Genomic DNA, 19,514 nt, shown 5'->3' on the forward strand with positions numbered 1-19,514 from the left:
CCCTTCGCCCGGCCCTCACACCGCCAGCCGCAGCGAGGTCGCCGAGACGCCGAGCCGTACGCTCTGCCCCCACGTCAGCTCCAGCGCGTCCGTCTCCATGCCGTCGCCGAACACCACCACGCGGTCCGACTCCACGGTCAGCCGCAGCCCCTCCCCGGGCCCCAGCTCGCCCGAGACGAACGACGTACCGGTCGACGGCGAGGGCCACGCCTCCCGGACGAACCAGAGCAGCCGGGGGTCGGCGGGCCCGGGCAGCGGGAGGGCGCTGCGGCGCTCCTGCCAGAGCGAGCGCAGCCAGCCGGTCGCCCCGGTGCCGGTGCCGACGAGGACGCCGGAGGACGCCTGCGCCTCGGCGGGGGAGTCCGCCGTGTCGCGCCCGAGCCGGTAGCGGGCCGTCTGGTGACCGGGCGGGCCGAGGTAGACCTCGTTGAGGGCGAGCAGCCGCTGTGTGTCGTCGGCCACCGCCTCCACCATCGTCAGCGCGTCGGCCCGCCCGCCGGGCGTCACGGCCGCCCGCATCAGCGCCCCCGCGTCGGCCGGCCGGTGGCGCACCAGGACGCCGGGGTTGCGGCCCGGATCGGTGTCGATGCCGATGACCGGCTGACCGGACAGGTACTTCGCGGCGTTGGCGACCAGGCCGTCCTGCCCGACGACCACCACCACGTCCTCGGGCGCGAACAGGAACCGGTCCAGGTCGGCCCGCTCCACCCGGCAGTGCCGCCAGGTGAGCGGAACGGCCGCCGCCACGTCCGCCAGGGCCTGCCGGGTCCGCTCGTGCCGGCGGGCCACCTCCTCGACGGACCGGCCCCGCGCGGCCAGGACGAACGCGGCCTGGCCCCGCGTGCCGTGGCGGGCGAGCAGTTCCTCGTACTCCGTGGTGCGGTGGACCAGGACCGCCCGCGGGGCCAGGCTCACGCCCCGGCCTCCGGCCGGCCCAGCTTGCTGAGCAGGCCCGTGAGCACGTCCGGCGACAGGGTGAGGCTGTCGATGTGCGGCAGGTTCTCGGCGAGCCGGGTGGCCGCCAGCGCGTGCAGCGTCGCGGCCTCCACCTCGCCGTGCGCCCGCAGCCAGGCCGCCTGTGCCTCGGCGCGTGCCGCACCCACCTGCCGTGCCGCCTCCGCCTCGGCCCCGGCCAGCCGTACCGTGCGGGCGGCCTCCGCCTCGGCGCGCACCCCGTCGGCGGCGGCGCCCTCCTCGGCCTCCCGGCGGGCGTTGGTGCCGCGCTGCTCGACGAGTTGTTCCTCGCGCCGGGCGAGCTCGATCTGGCTGGCGAGCTCGTTCTCGGCGATGGTCCGCTCGCGCTCGACGGCCACGGCACGCCGTTCGTACGTGGCCCGGTCGGCCTCCTGCTGGATCTGCTCGCGGGCGGGGGTGCGCAGGGCGCGCTCCACCTCGGCCTCGGGGCGGATGGCGACGACGCGCACGGCGACCACGTCGATGCCGGTGGCGGGGAGCCTCGGCTCGGCGGCGAGACCGGCCGCCACCCGCTCGCGCACGGCGGCGACGCCGTCCACCAGGGCACCGGCCAGCGGGGTGCGGGCCAGTACGTCCAGGGTGTGCTGCTGGGCGGTCTCGGTGAGCAGGGTGGCGATCTGTTCGAGGGGCGCGCCGCGCCAGGCGCCGGTGTCCGGGTCGACGGAGAAGTCGAGGCGGGCGGCGGCCTCGGCCGGGTCGCTGATGCGGTAGGTGACGGTGGCCTGGACGGTGACGTCCTGGAAGTCGGCGGTGCGCGCGTGGAACGCCATGGCCAGTTCGCGGTCGTTGACCGGCACCTCGGAGAGCGCGGCGCTCAGTGACCGGTACCAGAAGCTCAGTCCGGCGCCGTCGTGGGCGAGCCGGCCGCGCTTGTGGTGGCGGATGTGCGCGGTGGGCGCGGAGCGGAGATGGCGCCAGCCGAAGCGGCGGGTGATGTCGGCCACGGGAACTCCCCTGAGGTTGTTTTCGTCAGCACGACGATAAGCGGAATCCCGCCTTATCGTCAAGAGGACGAATAAAGAGCCTCGCCGGGTACACGAACGGCCGGTGACTTCTGGGAAGTCACCGGCCGGCCGGGTGCGCGCCGCCCCCGTCCCCACGGTGCGGCGCGGGCGGGCCGCCGCCATCCGCTCGGACGACGGCCCACGTCTGTCAGGGCCCGGACGCCGGGGCGTTCAGGCCGAGTGCGGGAAGGACTGCGCCCTCCACGAAGCGGACGAGGTAGTTCTCGTCCGCTTGGGCACCCGCGAGCATCGGGCGGGCCCGCATCACGCCGAGCAGCTGCGCGGCGACGAACTCCGCCGCCGGGTTGTCCGGCGCCACCTCGCCGCGCTCCACCCCGCGTCGTACGAGCGCGTCGATCGCTGCCAGCTCCGGCAGGATCAGTGACTCGCGCAGGGCGCACAGCAGCTCCGGGCTCTGCAGTGCCGCATGGCTCAGCGCCAGCATCAGCGGCGTGTCGCGGCCCGCGCCTTCGCCGATCGCCCGTGCCGCCTCCACCAGGTCACCCGCCAGTGAGCCGGTGTCGATCCTGCGCAGGGCGCCGCGCCGGGTGCCGTGCAGGGCGGCCACCACCAGCTCGGGCTTCGAGCCCCACTGGCGGTACAGCGTGGACTTGCCGCAACGGGACCGTGCGGCGACCCCCTCCATGGTCAGCGACTCGTAGCCGTTCTCCCTCAGCATGTCGAGCACGGCGGTGTAGAGCTCCTGCGCCCGCTCCGGCGTGATCTTCGAGCGGCGCTGCGCGGGGGGCTGCTCCTGCTCGGTCCGCTGCGGCGACATGTGTCTTCCCTCTCTGCGACTCTGCGACGAGGTCCATCGATACGTCAGTGTACCGATACGCGCGTGTACCGATACGTCGCCGTATCGGTACACTGGCGTATCGATAAGGGCGGACGACCGCCGAAGCGCATCAACTAAGGGGCACCGGGTGACGTACGCCGGCAACACGCCCGCCGACCGGAAGCCGGACACCTTCGCCCGCCCGCCCCTGGTCCGCGAGCTTCTGCTCGTCGTGGGGCTCTTCCTGATCTACAAGCTCGGCCGCCGGGCCGCGAACGGCCATGTGGACGAGGCGTTCCGCAGCGCGGACCACGTCTGGGACGTCGAGCGCGCCGTGCATCTGCCCGGCGAGGGCGCGGTCCAGGGCCTGCTGCTGCACGACGAGACGCTGATCCACCTGGCGAACACCTACTACGCGACCGTGCACTTCCCGGCCACGCTGCTCTTCCTGGTCTGGCTCTACTGGCGCAGCCCCCGTCACTACGTCTGGGCGCGCCGGGTCCTCGCCGCGCTCACCGGCGCCGCGCTCGCCCTGCACCTGCTCTTCCCGCTCGCTCCGCCGCGCCTGCTCGCCGCCACCCACCTCGTGGACACCGGCCGGGTGTACGGGCCTTCGGTGTACGGCGCCCAGCCGGCCACCGACTCCATGGCCAACCAGTTCGCCGCGATGCCCTCGCTGCACTTCGGCTGGGCCGTCATGGTCGGCGTCGGTCTGGTCGTCGCCACCCGCTCCCGGTGGCGCTGGCTGTGGCTGCTGCACCCGGCGATCACCCTGTTCGTCATCGTCGCCACCGCCAACCACTACTGGCTCGACTCGATCGTGGTGGCCGCGCTGCTCTCCCTGGCGCTCGCCGCGCTCCGCCTCCCGCGCGCCGAACCGGTCCCCCCGCCGCAGCCGTGGCCCTCCGTCGTACGGCAGCGGGAACACGCCGCCGCGTACGCCGCCTCCGGGGCGCACCGGTGAGCGCCACCCTCGCCGCCGTCGCGCTCTCCCTCGTCTCCGCCGCCGCCTACGCCGCCGCGGCGGTCGCCCAGGCCCGGCTGGCCGGCCGCACCGCGCCCGACGCCGGCACGCTCCGGCTCCTCGGGCGCGGCGCCTGGTGGTGCGCGGTCGGCCTGAACGCCGGCGGCGCGCTGCTGCACGTGGCCGCCCTGAAGTACGGCCCGCTCACCCTGGTCCAGCCGCTCGGCGCGCTGACCCTGGTCGCGGCCGTCCCGCTCGGCGCCCGGGCGGCCGGCCGCCGGGTCACGGTCACCGAGTGGCGCGGCACGCTCCTCACCCTCCTCGGCCTCGGCGCCCTGCTCCTGACGGCGGGCGGCGCCGCCCCGCACGAGACCCTGACCATGACCGAGGCACTGGCCGTGGGCGCCGGGACCATGGCGCTCGTCGCCGGGCTCAGCCGCCCCGGTGCCCGCCCCGGGCTGCGGCACGCGGCGGCCTCGGGCATCACGTCCGGTGTCGCCTCCGCGCTCACCCAGACCCTCACCGTCGCGGTGACCGACCGCACCGGCCCACTGCTCGACGCACGCCTGGTGGTCGTCGCCCTGCTGGTCTCCGCCTTCGCGATGGGCGGGCTGCTGCTCTCCCAGACCGCCTACCGGGGTGGGCTCGGGGCCCCGCTCGCCGTCGTCACCCTGGCCAACCCGGTCGCCGCCGCGGCCATCGGCCTGGCGCTGCTGGGGGAGAGGTTCCAGGGCGGACCGGTCGGTCTGGTCCCGGCGCTGCTCGGCACGGTCGCGGCGGTCCGGGGTGTGGTCCTGCTGACCCGGGCCCAGGCGCAGACGGCGCCCGCGGTGGCCGCTGCACCGCCGCCCGCCCCGTCGCGGGTGGTCATCAGCAGCCCCCGCGTCGCACGCCGCGAGCACCGCCGCCGGGTCGGCGCGGGGCGCCACTGAATCCGTACGCTGTACGAGTCACAGGGCGCCCCCGGCCGCGGCCGTGTTCCCTACACCGGCTCCGGATAGTCCTCCAGTGCCCGGGTCAGCCACCCGATCCAGAAGTTCTCCAGGTCGATGCCGCCGCGCAGCACCAGGTGCCGCAGCCGGTCCCCGGGGGCGTCCCGCTCCGGGGGGAAGTCCCGGATCTCGATCTCCTGGTACTCCGCGAGCTGCCGCCGGTGCAGTTCGAGGTGGCGGCGCAGCTCCGCGTCGAGACCGGGCGCCCCGACGACCGCCGCCGCCCGCATCCGCAACAGCAGGGGATCGCGGACCTGCTTGGGATCCTCCTGCCGGGCGACCCAGTCGGACAGCGCCTCGCGGCCCGCCGGCAGCACCTCGTACTCCTTCTTCTGCCCCCGGGCCGGCTGCGCGGGCTCCAGCGCCCTGATCCGCCCGGCCTGCTCCAGCTTGCCCAGCTCGCGGTAGATCTGCTGGTGCGTCGCCGACCAGAAGTAGCCGATCGACCGGTCGAACCTGCGGGTCAGTTCGAGCCCCGACGAGGGTTTCTCCAGCAGGGCGGTGAGGATCGCGTGCGGCAGTGACATGGGGTGCATCCTAGGGACGGCCGGGTCGCCCCGGCCGTCCGGTTCACAGCGCGGCGGCGAGCTCCGTGCCCTGCCGGATCGCCCGCTTGGCGTCCAGCTCGGCCGCGACGTCGGCGCCCCCGATCAGGTGCGCCTCGCGGCCGGCGGCGAGCAGCTCCTCGTACAGGTCCCGCTGCGGGTCCTGGCCCGCGCAGAGCACGATCGTGTCGACCGGCAGTACGTGCCGCTCCTCGCCCACCGTGAGGTGCAGGCCCTCGTCGTCGATCCGGTCGTACGTGACGCCCGCGGTCATCGTGACCCCGCGGTGGCGCAGCTCGGTGCGGTGGATCCAGCCGGTCGTCTTGCCGAGGCCCGCGCCGACCTTGCTCGTCCTGCGCTGGAGGAGATGGACGGTGCGCGTGGTCTTCGGGCGCTCCGGGGCCGCGAGGCCGCCGCGCTCGCGGTACTCCGTGTCGACGCCCCACTGCCGGAAGAACACCTCCGGGTCGAGGCTCGCCTCCTCGCCGCCGTCCGTCAGGAACTCCGCCACGTCGAAACCGATCCCGCCCGCCCCGACGAGCGCGACGCGGTCGCCGACCGGCGCGCCGTGGCGCAGCACGTCCAGGTAGCTGACGACGCTGGGGTGGTCGATGCCGGGGATCGCGGGCGTCCGGGGTGTGACCCCGGTGGCCAGCACGACCTCGTCGTAGCCGTCGAGGTCCCGGGCGCCGACCGGCGTGCCGAGCCGCAGGCCGACCTTCTCCTCCGCGAGCCGGGTGCGGAAATAGCGCAGCGTCTCGTTGAACTCCTCCTTGCCAGGCACCCGGCGGGCCACGTTCAGCTGACCGCCGATCTCGTCGGCCGCGTCGAAGAGCGTCACCGCGTGGCCGCGCTCGGCGGCCGTGACCGCGCAGGCGAGACCGGCCGGCCCGGCGCCGACGACGGCGACGCGCTTGCGGGTGCGGGTCGGCGACAGGACGAGTTCCGTCTCGTGGCAGGCGCGCGGATTGACCAGGCAGGAGGTGACCTTGCCGCTGAAGACGTGGTCCAGGCACGCCTGGTTGCAGCTGATGCAGGTGTTGATCGCGTCCGCGCGGCCCGCCGCCGCCTTCGCGACGAACTCGGGGTCGGCGAGGAACGGGCGGGCCATCGACACCATGTCGGCACGGCCCGACGCGAGGACCTGCTCGGCCACCTCGGGGGTGTTGATCCGGTTGCTCGTCACCAGCGGTACGGAGACCGCGCCGCGCACCTTCTCGGTGACCCAGGTGAACGCGGCCCGGGGGACCGAGGTCGCGATGGTGGGGATGCGGGCCTCGTGCCAGCCGATCCCGGTGTTGATGATCGTGGCGCCGGCCGCCTCGATCTCCCCCGCCAGACGTACGACCTCGTCCAGGGACGAGCCGCCGGGCACCAGGTCCAGCATCGAGAGCCGGTAGATGATGATGAAGTCGTCGCCGACCCGCTCGCGGACCCGGCGCACGATCTCGACGGGGAAGCGGATGCGGTTCTCGTACGAGCCGCCCCAGCGGTCCTCGCGGTGGTTGGTCGCCGAGGCGATGAACTCGTTGATCAGATAACCCTCGGAGCCCATGATCTCGACACCGTCGTACCCCGCGCTCCGGGCCAGCGCCGCCGCCGTCGCGAAGTCCTCGATCGTCGCCTCGACCTCGTCGTCGGTCAGGGCGTGCGGCGTGAACGCGCTGATCGGCGCCTGGAGCGCGCTCGGCGCCACCAGGCCCGGGTGGTGCGCGTACCGGCCGAAATGCAGGATCTGCAGGGCGATCCGGCCGCCCGCCTCGTGCACCGCCGAGGTCACCCGGGCGTGCTCGGCCGCCTCCGCCTCGGTGGTCATCTTCGCCCCGCCGGGGAACGAGCAGCCCCGCTCGTTGGGTGCGATGCCGCCGGTGACCATGAGGCCGACGCCGCCCCGGGCCCGCTCGGCGTAGAAGGCCGCCATGCGCTCGAAGCCGTTCTCGACCTCTTCCAGGCCGACGTGCATCGACCCCATCAGGACCCTGTTCGGCAGGGTGGTGAACCCGAGGTCGAGCGGGCTCAGAAGGTGCGGATACGGGCTCATGCGGCGGCTCCTCGGTGTGGCGTCGCCCCAGTTCTAAACCACCGCCGCGCCATTGTGCAACAAGTTGCACAATGGCGTTCGTCGCACTGTGTCACGGCTCACGCCCCGGGGTGAGCCGCCCGGATGGAGTAACACCGCGGTCCGCGTGCTCCACGCGGCGCGGAGAGTGGTGTCGTACGGAACCGAGGGGCCCGCGTCATCCGGGCGGGCCCCGGAATCCACCGGAGACCCCCATGGGCTGCGTCAACCGTCACGACCTCGGTCTGCTCGTCCTGCGCGCCGGCACCGGCGCGGTGCTCGCCGCACACGGCGCCCAGAAGCTCTTCGGCTGGTTCGGCGGCGGGGGAATCGAGGGGACGACCGCCGCGATGGAGGCGATGGGCTTCCATCCGCCCAAGCACAGCGCGCTCGCCGCCGGGCTCGGCGAGGCGGGCGGCGGCGCACTCCTCGCCCTGGGCCTGGCCACGCCGGCCGCCGGTGCGGCGGCGGCCGGGGCGATGGCGGGCGCGGTGGCCGTCCACGCGCCCGCGGGCTTCTTCGCGCAGGGCGGCGGCTACGAGTACCCGGCGTTCCTCGGCTTCACCGCGGCCGCGATCGGCGTGACCGGTCCCGGCCGCTACTCCGTCGACCACGCGACCGGGCACGCGTTCAACCAGCCGTGGATGGTCGCCCTGGCCTTCGCCGGCAGCGCGGCGGCGGCCGCGGCGGTGGTCGGCCGGCGGGCCCGGGCCCAGGTGCCGGAGCCGGAGGAGTTCTGAGCCCGGGCGCCCCGGGCAGCCTGCCCCTCAGCGGCGGCCTTTCGACGCCGCGACCAGTTCCGGGACCGTGCCGAACTTCACCCGGGGGCGTCCACCGTCCCGGCCCCGCGCCCGCTCGGCCCGGTCGATCGCGGCCAGGCCCCGGGCGTCGACCACCTGGCGGGCGCGGCCCCGGACCAGGCGGCCGAACGCCTTGGCCGGGTGGGCCGGGGAGGGCAGTGCACCGGCGACCGCGTCGGCGAGCAGCGTGCCGACCGTCTCGGCGGCGCAGGTGCGGTTGGCGCCGATGCCCCCGGAGGGCCCCCGCTTGATCCAGCCGACGACATAGGTGCCGGGCATCCCCGCCACCCGGCCGCCCTCGTGCGGCACCGTGCCGCTCGCCTCGTCGAAGGGAAGACCGGGAAGGGCCCGGCCCCGGTAGCCGATGGCCCGCAGGAACAGCTGCGCCGGTATCGCGGACTCGCCTCCGCCCGCCGTGACCCGGACGCCCGTCACGTCGTCGCGGCCGGTGATCTCCACGGGCGCCGAGTGGAAGCGGAGCACGATGCGCCGCCCCTCGGCGGGCGGGGCCGACCAGTCCACGCGCTCGCGGCGGACCCCCCGCAGCACGGCGACCGCGCTGCCGGACGCGGCATCCTCGACCGCCGGGCCGATGCGCGGGTCGTGGTCGTCCACGACCAGCTCCACACCCGGCAGATGCCTGAGCGCGAGCAGCTCGGACGACGTGCAGGCGGCGTCCTCGGGACCGCGCCGCCCGAGCAGCACGACCTCGCGCACCCCGGAGCCGCGCAGCGCGGCCAGGGCGTGGTCGGCGATGTCGGTGCCCGCCAGCTCGGCCGGGTCCGCGACGAGGACGCGCGCGACGTCGAGCGCCACGTTGCCGTTTCCCGCGACGACCACCCGCTCGGCCCGGGACAGGTCCACGGCGTCCGGCGCCACCTCGGGGTGCGCGTTGTACCAGGCGACGAACGAGGTCGCCGCGATGCTCGACGGCAGCTCCTCGCCCGGGACCGAGAGCCGGCGGTCGGCGGCGGCCCCGACCGCGTAGATCACCGCGTCGTGGTGCGCGGCCAGCTCCTCGGCGGAGACGTGCGTCCCGACCTCGACGTTGAGGTGCATCCGCACCCTGGGGTGGGCGTGGAACCGTGCGAAGGTCTCGCCGACCCCCTTCGTTCCCGGGTGGTCCGGCGCGACGCCGTACCGGACGAGCCCACCGGCCACCGGAAGCCGGTCGATCAGGGTCACCTCGGCGTTGGTGTGCAGCAGCAGGTCCTCGGCCGCGTACATTCCGGCGGGCCCGGTGCCGACGACCGCGACCCGGATCGGCGCGAAGTCGGACGGCAGGCTGCGCGTGAACGAAGGGGCGCCCCAGGCATGGAAGTTGGGCCCGGCGACGGGCTCGGGCTCCCGGTCCGCGTAGTAGGCCGCGTTGATGGCGGCGTACTCCTTCCGCGGCCCGGAGAGTCTGTCCACGGGGAAGATCGCGTCCACCGGGCAGGCGTCGGCGCACGCCCCGCAGTCGATGCAGGTCTCCGGGTCGACGTACAGCATCTCCGTATGCCCGAAGTCCCGCTCCTCCGGCGTCGGGTGGATGCAGTTGACGGGGCACACGGCGACACAGGTGGCGTCGTTGCAGCAGGTCTGGGTGATGGCGTAGGTCATGGTCGGCTCGGGCTCTCGGCTCGGGTCAGATCAGGTCGGCGCGCTTGTAGAAGAACAGGGCCGGCTTCGTCAGGAGACCGGCTGATGACAGGAACTCCATCAGCCCCGAACAGCTCGACCGCATCAGGGACTTGTGGTGCTCGTTGGTCCTCGCCTCGGCCCGCGCCCGGTCGCCGTCCAGGCCGGCGTTCGCGTAGACGTCCCGGTTCACCATGCTGGTGACGATGTAGTACGAGGCGATGGCGACGACGAGCGCGTTGAGATGCCGGCGCACCGGGCCCGCGTCGCGCAGGCGCTTGCGGGTCTCGTCGCGGGCGAACTTCATGTGGCGGGACTCCTCCACCACATGGATGTTGTTGATCGTGCGGACGAACGGCGCGACGCGCTCGTCGCGCATCCAGTCGCGCTGCATCACGTCGAGCACCTCCTCCGCCACGAGGATCGCCGCGTACGCCGCTTCGCCGAAGGCGAGGGTCTTGAAGGCGCGGCCCAGTTCGAGCACCGGGCGGCGCGGCCGGTACGCCGGTGCGCCCAGCTTCGCCGCGCCCCGGGCGAACATGATCGAGTGCCGGCACTCGTCGGCGACCTCGGTCAGGGCCCACTGGAAGCGCGGGTCGGTCGGGTCCTTGGCGTACATGTCGCGCAGCACCATCTGCTGGAGGATCATCTCGAACCAGATTCCGGTGCTGGCGACGGAAGCGGCCTCCTGGCGGGTCAGCGCCTTGCGCTGAGCATCCGTCAACTCACCCCAGTACGCGGTGCCGAAGAGCGTGCTCCACTCGGGGCTCGCGCCGTGGTGGTCCGTGTCCAGAGGGGTGTCCCAGTCCACTTCGGTGGCCGGGTCGTACGAGAGCTTCGCGGACGAATCGAGCAGGCGCCGGGCGACGTCCTGCTCGGCGGCCCGGTCCTGGTCCTCCGGCCGAACGGTGCTGCTTGCCATGCTGCGGCTCCTTGACTCGAGAGATCGACCCCGGCGCCGTCCGGCCCTCATCGTGTACCGGCCCGATGAGATCGCCGGCCGTCGGACACCGCCCTCGCTTGTTAGACGTGGCGTCTAGCAAGCTGTTAGACGGAAGGTATAGCAAGAGGCGGGCGCTCACTACCCCCGCGTAGGAAATTCGCACGTTCTCTCCACGGTGCGCCGGTGCGCGCGGCGTCGGCGGGCGACCGCAGGGCCTTGTCCGCGGATCGGGGCCGGGGGATCATGGCGGTCTACCGCGGCCCGGTGGCGCCGGCCCCGGACCGGCCGACCCGGGGGAGCGTCATGGTCATCGCCGTCGTCTACTTCGTCATCGCCACGTCCGCTGTCGTGAGCCTCGCGCGGAGCCTCGACCGGCAGATGGAAGGCCCCCGGCTGCGGGCCGCGTGGGCCGGGCGCACCGCCGAGGCGCGGTGCACGGAGGTCCGCATGGAGGAGACGCAGGACGCCGACGGAGTGCCCGTCACCCAGTCGCACCCCACTCTGGAGTTCCGTACGGAGTCGGGCCGGACCGTCGCCTTCGAGGAGCGCCGACGCCGACTGGACGTGACGGAGGGCGACTTCGTGACCGTGTACTACGCGGAGGACGCCCCGGGTGACGCCACCGCGCAGGCGCCCACTTTCGGGGTGCGGCGCGCCAGGGAGGTCTTGGCCGGGTCGGGGTGCGCCTTCGCGCTGGTGACGGCCGCGATCCTCGCCGAGGTGCTCTGACCGGCGTCCTGGGGCCTTCGCTCCCGAAGTACGGAGCCCTGACAACGTAAAGCCCGGTTGGGTCCGGAACGTCCCCATCTTGACGTGCCCAATTCAAGAAAGCGCCATCTTTTCGCGTTCACATCCTTGTACGGCCTGTCTCGGCGCCCCTATCCTCGCCAACCAGAAAGCGCTTTCCCTATCTCTCTCCGACGAATGGGAACGAACATGAGGCGACCAGTCGCGCTGCGACTTTCTGCGGCACTGTCCACGATGGCCCTGGCGGCCGCGGCCGGAGCGGTCCTGACGATGCCCGAGGCATCCGCCGCCGTCGCGGGCGGCGCCACCGGTTACGCGAGCCAGAACGGCGGAACCACCGGCGGCGCGGGCGGGCAGACCGTACGGGCCACCACCGGGACCCAGATCCACCAGGCCCTGTGCGGCCGGGCCAGCAGCAGCACACCGATCATCATCGAGGTCGAGGGCACCATCAACCACGCCAACACCGCCAAGGTGTCCGGCGACAGCTGCAACACGGCGGCCGGTCTCATCGAGCTCAAGCAGATCAGCAACGTCACCATCGTCGGCGTCGGCAGCGGGGCCGTCTTCGACCAACTGGGCATCCACATTCGCCAGTCCAGCAACATCATCATCCAGAACGTGACCGTCAAGAACGTCAAGAAATCCGGCTCGCCCACCTCCAACGGCGGCGACGCCATCGGCATGGAGAGCGATGTCCGCAACGTCTGGGTCGACCACGCCACCCTGGAGGCGTCCGGCGGCGAGGACGACGGGTTCGACGGCCTCTTCGACATGAAGGACAACACCCAGTACGTGACGCTGTCCTACAGCACCCTGCGCAACTCCGGCCGGGGCGGCCTCATCGGGTCCAGCGAGACCCAGCTCGACAACGGCTACGTCACGTTCCACCACAACCTGTACGAGAACGTCGACTCCCGCACCCCGCTGCTGCGCGGCGGCACGGCCCACATCTACAACAACTACTACGTGAAGCTGAACAAGTCCGGGATCAACTCCCGGGCCGGCGCCCACGCCAAGGTGGACAACAACTACTTCAAGGACTCCAAGGACGTCCTGGGCACCTTCTACACCGACACCACCGGGTACTGGCAGGTCAGCGGCAACACCTTCGACAACGTCACCTGGTCCGAGCCCGGCGAGGAGAACCACCCGGCCGGCCCGAACCCGCAGTCCAACACCTCGATCAGCATCCCGTACGCGTACACCCTCGACGACTCCGCCTGCGTGCCGGCCATCGTGACCAGCACGGCGGGCGCGGGCAAGGGGCTCAAGGTCTCGGACGGCGACTGCTCCACCACGACCCCGACGCCGGACCCGACCGACCCCACCCCGGACCCGACCGACCCGACGCCGGACCCGACCGACCCGACCACGCCCGCCGGCACCAACCTCAGCCTCGGCGCGGGTTCGGACGGCACCAGCAAGGCGAGCGGCACCAGCTACGGCAACGTGCGCGACGGTGACCTGAACACCTACTGGTCACCCTCCGGCTCGACCGGCTCCGTCTCCGTCAAGTGGGACTCCGCCACCACCGTCTCCTCCGTCAACATCCGCGAGGCCGCGGGCGCCCAGGGCGTCATCGGCTCCTGGCGGCTGCTGAACGGCGACACCGGCGCGGTCCTCAAGACCGGCAGCGGAGCCGGCGCGATCAGCATCCCGGCCACCTCGCTGCGCAAGATCACCTTCGAGATCACCGGCGCCAGTGGTGCGCCGAAGGTCGCGGAGTTCGAGACGTACGCCGGATAGCGGCGAAACCGCGGGCAGGCGGCCCGGTCCGGGAGCACGACCTCCCCGGACCGGGCAGCCGCACACATGAGTCACGCCGGGCGGGCAACCCGCACCCGTATGACACGGACACCGCGCCCCGGCCGCGACACGGAAGAACACCGGCACGACGGCGACGGCCCGCCACCGGACGTGGGCCCCGGGGAGGACATCGAGGAACGGGCACCCGACCAGCCCAGCGATCTGAGCGGCCGGTCCTGGCTCGCCGTTCTGCGCTCCACCGCGAGGGAGTTCAAGGACGACGAGCTCGCCGACCGGGCCGCGGCACTCACGTACTACGGAGTCCTGTCGCTGTTCCCCGCACTTCTGGTGCTGGTCTCCCTGCTGGGCATCGCGGGGGAGTCCGCCACCCAGCGGGTCCTGGACAACCTGCGCAAGCTGGCCCCCGGCTCCGCCCGGGACATCCTCACCGACGCCGTGCACCAGCTCCAGGGCAACGCCGGTGCCGGCTCCGTCATGGCGATCGTCGGCCTCGCCGTCGCCGTCTGGTCGGCCTCCGGTTACACCGCCGCGTTCATCCGCACCTCGAACGCCGTCTACGACCTGCCCGAGGGCCGCCCGGTCTGGAAGATTTTGCCGCTGCGCCTCGCCCTGACCGCGACCCTGATGGTCCTCGCCTGCGTCAGCGCGCTCATCGTCGTCTTCTCGGGCGCCCTCGCCCGGCAGGCCGGCACCGCCCTCGGCATCGGCACCACCACCCTGACCGTGTGGTCCATCGCCAAGTGGCCGGTCCTGATCCTCCTGGTCATCGTCATGATCGCGCTCCTGTACTGGGCGGCTCCGAATGCCAAGGGCCGAGGCTTCCGGTGGATCACCCCCGGCAGCCTCCTGGCCCTGCTCATCTGGCTCGCCGCGTCCGCCGGCTTCGCGTTCTACGTCGCGAACTTCGCCTCGTACAGCAAGACCTACGGCACTCTCGCGGGCGTCGTCGTCTTCCTCGTATGGCTGTGGATCACCAACCTCGCGATCCTGCTCGGGCTCGAATTCGACGCCGAGGCGGCCCGCCGCCGCGCGATCGCCGGCGGCCTGCCCGAGGACGAGGAGCCGTACGTCGCCCCGCGCGACACCCGTGCCTGGAGCGACGAGGACCGTCGCCGGATGGAGGAATGAACCGGGCGGTATCCGGGCGGTCACAGGGTAGCCGTGCCGGGACCGACACACGGACCGCTGCGCCGGACGGATGGGCGCGGCCCACGAATCGGACGATCAAAGAAGGCCAGGTGACCTCGTATGAGCACGATGGAGCGTCAGGCCCGCGCCACCGACGAGTCGGTGAACGTGCTGGTCTCGCGTGCCTCGCAGCAGATCTCGGAGCTTGTCCGGGAGGAGATGCGGCTCGCCCGGGCGGAGATGACCCGGAAGGGCAAGCGGTACGGCAGGGGCGGCGGCCTCTTCGGAGCTGCCGGCCTGCTGGGTTTCCTCACGGCTCAGGCTCTGGTGGCGACGTGCGTCGCCGCCCTCGCGTCGGTCCTGCCGGTGTGGGCGGCGGCTCTCGTCGTCACGGCGGTGCTGGCGGCCGTGGCCGCCGTCGCCGCACTGGTGGGGAAGCGTGAGATCACCGAGGCCGGGACGCCTGTGCCCGAGCAGACCATCGACAGCGTCAAGGCCGATGTGGCAGAGATCAAGGAAAAGGCACACCGATGAGCGACACACACCGGACGGACAACGAGGACCCCACACCCGAGGACCTGCGCAGGCGGGTGGAGAACACGCGCGACGAACTCGGGATGACCGTCGAGGCGCTGGCCGCCAAGGCCGACGTCAAGGCGCACGCGAAGGAGAGGACGGCCGCTGTGAAGCAGCAGACCGCGGAGAAGGCCGCTCTGGCCACCGGCCAGGTACGCGACAAGGCGGCCGAGGTCGCCCAGAAGCTGAGGGAACGCACCCCCGTCCCCGTCCTGGAGAAGACGGCGCAAGCCGCCGCCCACGTACGCGACAGCGCGGCCAGGGCCGGACAGTACGCGGCGGAGAAGGCGCCCGAACCCCTGCGGGAGACCGCGGGCCAGGCCGCCACCGCGGCGCGCACCCACCGCACCCCGCTGCTCGCGGCCGGGGCGCTGATCGCCGCGGTCATGCTGGTCCGCCGCAGCCGGGGGCACCGCCGGTGAACGCGGCGAAGATCGCCTACAAGCCGGTCGGGCTCGTCCTGGGCGCCGCGGGCGGCATGATCGCCGGCATGGCGTTCAAGCAGGTCTGGAAGGCCATCGAGGGCGAGGGCGACGCCCCGGACGCCATGGACGAGGACCGCCGCTGGAAGGAGATCCTGCTCGCCGCGGCCATCCAGGGCGCGATCTTCGCCGTGGTCAAGGCGGCGATAGAGCGTTCCGGCGCGGTGACCGCCCGCCGCCTGACGGGGAACTGGCCCGGCTGACGCGGCGCAGCGCGAGCGGAGGGGGCCGGCGCCGTGCCACGGGCGCCGGCCCCCTCCGCGTCCGCGGGCCGTGGGCGGGCGAAGCCGGCGGTCTTCGGGGAACGTGGACCACATGACTCCTTCGCAGACCCCGGACCCGGATCCGGAACCCCGCGAGACCACAGGACTGGAGCCCGGCGGCGGAGTGCCGCCCGGAGAGACCCCGCCCGGCGAGGGCAGCATGTCGGGGGCGGGGCCCCAGGACACCACGTACAACCCGCCGAAGGGCTGGGCGAAGGCCCCGATGGCGATGATCATCGTCGTGACGCTTCTCGTCGCGGCGTTCTTCCTGGTGTACGCGATCATCCTGCTGCTCTGACGCGGGAGGAGGGGTGACCCGAACGGCCGAACCCGCCCGGTGCGGGGAGGCCGTGCCCGCGCGCCCGCACGGCGGCCCGCCCTGCCGGGTGCGTCGACCTCGCATAACTTGATGAAAAGGCGCATACGTACACGTTCCGAAGGAGTCGACGCACGTGACGGACGTATCGAACAGCGGCCCCGCAGCCGGGAACGGGCGGGAGACGCTCACCAACCGGCAGGGCCACCCCGTCCACGACAACCAGAACCAGCGCACCGTCGGCGCCCGCGGCCCGGCCACGCTGGAGAACTACCAGTTCCTGGAGAAGATCAGCCACTTCGACCGCGAGCGCATCCCCGAGCGCGTCGTGCACGCCCGGGGTGTGACCGCGTACGGCTGGTTCGAGGCGTACGGCGCCTTCGGCGACGAGCCCATCGCCCGCTTCACCCGCGCCAAGCTCTTCCAGGAGCGCGGCAAGCGCACGGATGTCGCCGTACGCTTCTCGACCGTCATCGGCGGCCGCGACTCCTCGGAGGCGGCGCGCGATCCGCGCGGCTTCGCGGTGAAGTTCTACACGGAGGACGGCAACTGGGATCTCGTCGGAAACAACCTGGGGATCTTCTTCATCCGGGACGCGATCAAGTTCCCCGACGTGATCCACGCGCTCAAGCCGGACCCCGTCACGTTCGAGCAGCAGCCGCGGCGCATCTTCGACTTCATGTCGCAGACGCCCGAGTCGATGCACATGCTGGTCAACCTGTTCAGCCCGCGCGGCATCCCGGCGGACTACCGCCATATGCAGGGCTTCGGCGTCAACACGTACAAGTGGGTCAACGAGGCCGGCGAGTCGTTCCTCGTGAAGTACCACTGGATGCCCAAGGCGGGCGTGCGCAGCATGACCGAGGAGGACGCGGCCAACGTACAGGCCGACAGCCTCGGCCACGCCACGAAGGACCTGTACGAGGCGGTGGGCCGCGGAGCCCACCCGGAGTGGGAGCTGCTCGTCCAGCTGATGGACGACCACGACCATCCGGAGCTGGACTTCGACCCGCTGGACGACACCAAGACCTGGCCCGAGCAGGACTTCCCGCCCAGGGCGGTCGGCCGGATGGTCCTCGACCGGATGCCGGAGAACTACTTCGCGGAGAACGACCAGATCTCCTTCGGCACCGGTGTGCTGGTGGACGGGCTCGACTTCTCCGACGACAAGATGCTGGTGGGCCGCACCTTCTCGTACAGCGACACCCAGCGCTACCGCGTCGGGCCCAACTACCTGCAACTGCCGGTCAACCAGGCCAAGAACGCCACCGTGCGCACCAACCAGCGCGACGGCCTGATGACCTACCACGTGGACGGTGGCGGTGGGAACCCGATCGTCAATTACGAGCCGTCCATCACGGGCGGTCTGCGTGAGGCGCAGTCTCCCGCGCACGACGAGGTGGGACCGGAGGTACGCGGCCGGCTCACGCGCAAGCGCATCCCCCGGACCAACGACTACCTCCAGGCCGGGCAGCGCTACCTCCTGATGGAGCGGTGGGAGCGCGACGACCTCGTGCACAATCTCGTGAACCTGCTCGCGCAGTGCGACCGGCCGGTCCAGGAGCGGATGGTCTGGCACTTCCTGCTCGTGGAGAACGAACTGGGCCTCAAGATCGGCGAGGGTCTCCGCATCACCCCCGCGGACGTCAAGGGCCTGGAGCCGCTGCCCGGCCAGACCCTCACCGACGAGGACCGGCAGCGCCTGTCCCGCCTCGGAGACAACCCGCCGCGCGACGTCACCGGTCTGACGATGACCCACTGCGTTCCCGACGAACGCCACGTCGTCACCCGATGACGCGACCGGCCCTCCCGCGCGGCCGCGCGGGAGGGCCGGCCCGGTGCCGTCAGCGCTTCAGCGTCAGCAGACCGGGGCGGTAGGGCAGGAGACCGTAGTCACCGCCGGACTGGGGGCTGCGGCCCTGGTAGAGCAGCTGCAGGTTGCAGGGGTCGACGGTCATGGTCTGGTCGGGGCCGGTGCGGATCAGTTCGCCGTGGCTGATGTCGTTGGTCCAGGTGGCACCGCTGTTGGCCTTGCCGGCGAAGGGGTTGCTCTCGGTCGCGGCCTGCGGCGTCCACGTGCCGCCCAGGCTGGTGGCCGTGAAGGAACGGAAGTATCGGCCCTGGGAGCCGATCGCCTCGACCATCATGAGGTAGCGGTTCTGGCCCTGGAGCTTGTAGACCTGCGGGGCCTCGAACAGGTTGTTCGTGGTGTCGCTCATGACCACGGTCGAGGACGTCCCGAAGCTGCCCGGGAAGTTTCCGATCGGCATGCTCGCCCGGTAGATCTTGCCGTTGTCACCGGCGAAGAACAGGTACATGTTCGTACCGTCCCCGATGAGTGTCTGGTCGATCGGTCCCGTGCCGGAGCCGCTGATGCTCCCGGAGAAGAGAGTCTGCGGGGCCGACCAGCCGTTCGCGTTGGTGGGGTCGTTCGACGTCCGGTACGAGAAGGCGGTCGCGCCCCACTGGTAGGTGAGGACCCAGATGTTCTTCGGCGCGAAGTAGAAGAGCGTGGGTGCGACGGTCCCGGAGGACATCGCGTTCTGCCCGGCCGACGCCATGTCCGACCAGTTGGTGAACGGAGTGAAGTTCATGGACCCCCAGCTCGATCCAAGGTCGTGCGTCGTGGCGTAGACGAGCTGCTTGCCGTTGTACGGGACGACGGTGAAGTCCTTCAGCGAGGCCCATCCCGACCTCGGCTGCGCCAGCGCGCCCGTCGAGCTCCAGCGGTAGGAGGACGGGAGCTCGCACGTGCCGGTGCCGGGGTTCTCGTCGCCGACCTTCACCAGCTTCCACTGCTGGTTGGCGCCGCCCCAGTCGTCGTACTGGACGATGTTCGCGCCGTCGGCGGCGGAGGCACCCTGCACTTCGAGGGCCTTGCCGCTGAGGCGCGAGATCAGCCGCACGTAGCCGTCACTGCTGTCGGCCAGCCGCCACTGCTGGTTGGTGGCGTTCAGGTCGGTCCACTGCACGATCGAGCCGCCGTTCGCGGTCGACCAGTTGTAGACGTCCAGCACCTTGCCCGAGTGGCGGGACCTGACGCGGTAGTAGCCGTCCCCGGAGTCGACGAACTGCCACTGCTGCTGGGCCTGGTCGTTGCGGGACCACTGGGTGATGCGGGCACCGTCACCGGTCGCCAGATTGTAGACGTCCAGCGCCTTGCCGCTGCTGCGGTTGACCAGGACGTACGAGGCGTTGGAGTCGACGGTCGCGGCCGCCGCGGGCTCGGCGCCGAGGAAAGCGGCGACGAGCAACAAGGGCGCCAGGACGGCGAGCAGGCGTCCTCGACGGAAGGGAAACGGAAGGCGAAAGCGCATCTGGGGTCCTCCTGGGAGCAGGGATGCGAGGGGCACGGGCAGCGCCGAAATATTTCGAGCGGGGCCCGGCATGTGGTGCCACAAGCTAGAAATGTTAGCGCTCACAGTCAAGGTGTTCGGCGGAATCCCTTGCCGAAAGCTCGACTTCGGCCGTTTCGAAATATTTCGGAGCTGGATCGGAAACATTCTTGGTACGAAGTATTGACGATCCACTGTCAAACCCTCAATCATCCGT

Annotated in this window: 19 protein-coding genes; 11 read left to right on the forward strand and 8 right to left on the reverse strand. The window is 71.9% G+C overall.

Going from position 1 to position 19,514, the window contains the following annotated elements; genetic code table 11:
* Positions 1–15: 15 nt before the first annotated feature.
* The 3 genes from ACLQ2N_RS28455 to ACLQ2N_RS28465 form a co-directional block, all read right to left on the reverse strand.
* Positions 16–915: a hypothetical protein gene (locus ACLQ2N_RS28455; RefSeq protein WP_425817310.1), complete on the reverse strand. Its 900-nt coding sequence runs from the start codon at positions 913–915 to the stop codon at positions 16–18.
* Positions 912–1,919 (reverse strand): SPFH domain-containing protein, encoded by a 1,008-nt coding sequence (locus ACLQ2N_RS28460; protein ID WP_425817312.1) that lies wholly within the window; start codon positions 1,917–1,919, stop codon positions 912–914. Before ACLQ2N_RS28460 ends, ACLQ2N_RS28455 begins: the two co-directional genes overlap by 4 nt.
* Before the next feature lie 208 nt (positions 1,920–2,127).
* Entirely contained in the window at positions 2,128–2,757 is a 630-nt protein-coding gene (locus ACLQ2N_RS28465) for a TetR/AcrR family transcriptional regulator (RefSeq protein ID WP_425817314.1), read from the reverse strand.
* Between the two features lie 148 nt (positions 2,758–2,905).
* Between ACLQ2N_RS28465 and ACLQ2N_RS28470 the strand changes: the two genes are divergently transcribed.
* Both ACLQ2N_RS28470 and ACLQ2N_RS28475 read left to right on the forward strand, forming a co-directional pair.
* Positions 2,906–3,721, forward strand: a complete 816-nt coding sequence (locus ACLQ2N_RS28470) for a phosphatase PAP2 family protein (RefSeq protein ID WP_425817316.1) — start codon at positions 2,906–2,908, stop codon at positions 3,719–3,721.
* Positions 3,718–4,653 (forward strand): hypothetical protein, encoded by a 936-nt coding sequence (locus ACLQ2N_RS28475; protein ID WP_425817318.1) that lies wholly within the window; start codon positions 3,718–3,720, stop codon positions 4,651–4,653. The genes ACLQ2N_RS28470 and ACLQ2N_RS28475 overlap by 4 nt, the downstream gene beginning before the upstream one ends.
* 50 nt (positions 4,654–4,703) lie before the next feature.
* On the opposite strand, the gene ACLQ2N_RS28480 is transcribed toward ACLQ2N_RS28475, so the two are convergent.
* Together ACLQ2N_RS28480 and ACLQ2N_RS28485 are read right to left on the reverse strand one after the other, a co-directional pair.
* Positions 4,704–5,240 carry a PadR family transcriptional regulator gene (locus tag ACLQ2N_RS28480; RefSeq protein ID WP_425817320.1) on the reverse strand — a complete coding sequence of 179 codons (537 nt, stop codon included), beginning with the start codon at positions 5,238–5,240 and terminating at the stop codon, positions 4,704–4,706.
* Positions 5,241–5,283: 43 nt separating this feature from the next.
* A complete protein-coding gene (locus tag ACLQ2N_RS28485; protein ID WP_425817322.1) occupies positions 5,284–7,299 on the reverse strand; it encodes an FAD-dependent oxidoreductase in 2,016 nt (671 codons plus the stop codon).
* A 233-nt stretch (positions 7,300–7,532) separates the two neighbouring features.
* Here ACLQ2N_RS28485 and ACLQ2N_RS28490 point away from each other — a divergent pair, with 233 nt between their 5' ends.
* A complete protein-coding gene (locus tag ACLQ2N_RS28490; protein WP_425817324.1) occupies positions 7,533–8,057 on the forward strand; it encodes a DoxX family protein in 525 nt (174 codons plus the stop codon).
* A gap of 27 nt (positions 8,058–8,084) precedes the next feature.
* Here ACLQ2N_RS28490 and ACLQ2N_RS28495 read toward each other — a convergent pair whose 3' ends face one another.
* Positions 8,085–9,719: an FAD-dependent oxidoreductase gene (locus ACLQ2N_RS28495; RefSeq protein WP_425817326.1), complete on the reverse strand. Its 1,635-nt coding sequence runs from the start codon at positions 9,717–9,719 to the stop codon at positions 8,085–8,087.
* Positions 9,720–9,744: 25 nt separating this feature from the next.
* Entirely contained in the window at positions 9,745–10,659 is a 915-nt protein-coding gene (locus ACLQ2N_RS28500) for an AurF N-oxygenase family protein (protein WP_425817328.1), read from the reverse strand.
* A 264-nt stretch (positions 10,660–10,923) separates the two neighbouring features.
* Here ACLQ2N_RS28500 and ACLQ2N_RS28505 point away from each other — a divergent pair, with 264 nt between their 5' ends.
* From ACLQ2N_RS28505 to ACLQ2N_RS28540, 8 genes are all read left to right on the forward strand, one after another.
* A complete protein-coding gene (locus ACLQ2N_RS28505; RefSeq protein ID WP_425817330.1) occupies positions 10,924–11,409 on the forward strand; it encodes a DUF3592 domain-containing protein in 486 nt (161 codons plus the stop codon).
* Positions 11,410–11,616: 207 nt separating this feature from the next.
* A complete protein-coding gene (locus ACLQ2N_RS28510; protein WP_425817332.1) occupies positions 11,617–13,176 on the forward strand; it encodes a pectate lyase family protein in 1,560 nt (519 codons plus the stop codon).
* Between the two features lie 99 nt (positions 13,177–13,275).
* On the forward strand, positions 13,276–14,325 hold the full coding sequence (locus ACLQ2N_RS28515) for a YihY/virulence factor BrkB family protein (RefSeq protein WP_425817334.1): 1,050 nt from the start codon (positions 13,276–13,278) through the stop codon (positions 14,323–14,325).
* 120 nt (positions 14,326–14,445) lie between these two features.
* Complete coding sequence (locus ACLQ2N_RS28520; protein WP_425817336.1) at positions 14,446–14,859, forward strand: phage holin family protein; 414 nt, start codon at positions 14,446–14,448, stop codon at positions 14,857–14,859.
* On the forward strand, positions 14,856–15,323 hold the full coding sequence (locus ACLQ2N_RS28525; RefSeq protein ID WP_425817338.1) for a DUF3618 domain-containing protein: 468 nt from the start codon (positions 14,856–14,858) through the stop codon (positions 15,321–15,323). The genes ACLQ2N_RS28520 and ACLQ2N_RS28525 overlap by 4 nt, the downstream gene beginning before the upstream one ends.
* The gene (locus ACLQ2N_RS28530) at positions 15,320–15,586 is read left to right on the forward strand and encodes a DUF4235 domain-containing protein (RefSeq protein WP_425817340.1); all 267 of its coding nucleotides are present in this window, start codon (positions 15,320–15,322) and stop codon (positions 15,584–15,586) included. Before ACLQ2N_RS28525 ends, ACLQ2N_RS28530 begins: the two co-directional genes overlap by 4 nt.
* Before the next feature lie 112 nt (positions 15,587–15,698).
* Complete coding sequence (locus ACLQ2N_RS28535) at positions 15,699–15,944, forward strand: DUF6480 family protein (RefSeq protein ID WP_425817342.1); 246 nt, start codon at positions 15,699–15,701, stop codon at positions 15,942–15,944.
* 154 nt (positions 15,945–16,098) lie between these two features.
* On the forward strand, positions 16,099–17,757 hold the full coding sequence (locus ACLQ2N_RS28540) for a catalase (protein ID WP_425817344.1): 1,659 nt from the start codon (positions 16,099–16,101) through the stop codon (positions 17,755–17,757).
* A 49-nt stretch (positions 17,758–17,806) separates the two neighbouring features.
* On the opposite strand, the gene ACLQ2N_RS28545 is transcribed toward ACLQ2N_RS28540, so the two are convergent.
* Positions 17,807–19,279, reverse strand: coding sequence for a non-reducing end alpha-L-arabinofuranosidase family hydrolase (locus ACLQ2N_RS28545; protein WP_425817346.1), 1,473 nt, complete (start codon positions 19,277–19,279; stop codon positions 17,807–17,809).
* Positions 19,280–19,514: the final 235 nt, after the last annotated feature.

It is taken from the genome of Streptomyces sp. DT224, from assembly GCF_049844595.1.
Classification (GTDB): Bacteria; Actinomycetota; Actinomycetes; order Streptomycetales; family Streptomycetaceae; genus Streptomyces.

Excerpts from the sequence above, each read along its gene's own strand:
- ACLQ2N_RS28465 (WP_425817314.1), bottom strand. The coding sequence starts at position 2,757 with ATGTCGCCGCAGCGGACCGAGCAGGAGCAGCCCCCCGCGCAGCGCCGC.
- ACLQ2N_RS28480 (WP_425817320.1), bottom strand. The coding sequence starts at position 5,240 with ATGTCACTGCCGCACGCGATCCTCACCGCCCTGCTGGAGAAACCCTCG.
- ACLQ2N_RS28485 (WP_425817322.1), bottom strand. The coding sequence starts at position 7,299 with ATGAGCCCGTATCCGCACCTTCTGAGCCCGCTCGACCTCGGGTTCACC.
- ACLQ2N_RS28490 (WP_425817324.1), top strand. The coding sequence starts at position 7,533 with ATGGGCTGCGTCAACCGTCACGACCTCGGTCTGCTCGTCCTGCGCGCC.
- ACLQ2N_RS28495 (WP_425817326.1), bottom strand. The coding sequence starts at position 9,719 with ATGACCTACGCCATCACCCAGACCTGCTGCAACGACGCCACCTGTGTC.
- ACLQ2N_RS28500 (WP_425817328.1), bottom strand. The coding sequence starts at position 10,659 with ATGGCAAGCAGCACCGTTCGGCCGGAGGACCAGGACCGGGCCGCCGAG.
- ACLQ2N_RS28505 (WP_425817330.1), top strand. The coding sequence starts at position 10,924 with ATGGCGGTCTACCGCGGCCCGGTGGCGCCGGCCCCGGACCGGCCGACC.
- ACLQ2N_RS28510 (WP_425817332.1), top strand. The coding sequence starts at position 11,617 with ATGAGGCGACCAGTCGCGCTGCGACTTTCTGCGGCACTGTCCACGATG.
- ACLQ2N_RS28515 (WP_425817334.1), top strand. The coding sequence starts at position 13,276 with ATGACACGGACACCGCGCCCCGGCCGCGACACGGAAGAACACCGGCAC.
- ACLQ2N_RS28520 (WP_425817336.1), top strand. The coding sequence starts at position 14,446 with ATGAGCACGATGGAGCGTCAGGCCCGCGCCACCGACGAGTCGGTGAAC.
- ACLQ2N_RS28525 (WP_425817338.1), top strand. The coding sequence starts at position 14,856 with ATGAGCGACACACACCGGACGGACAACGAGGACCCCACACCCGAGGAC.
- ACLQ2N_RS28535 (WP_425817342.1), top strand. The coding sequence starts at position 15,699 with ATGACTCCTTCGCAGACCCCGGACCCGGATCCGGAACCCCGCGAGACC.
- ACLQ2N_RS28545 (WP_425817346.1), bottom strand. The coding sequence starts at position 19,279 with ATGCGCTTTCGCCTTCCGTTTCCCTTCCGTCGAGGACGCCTGCTCGCC.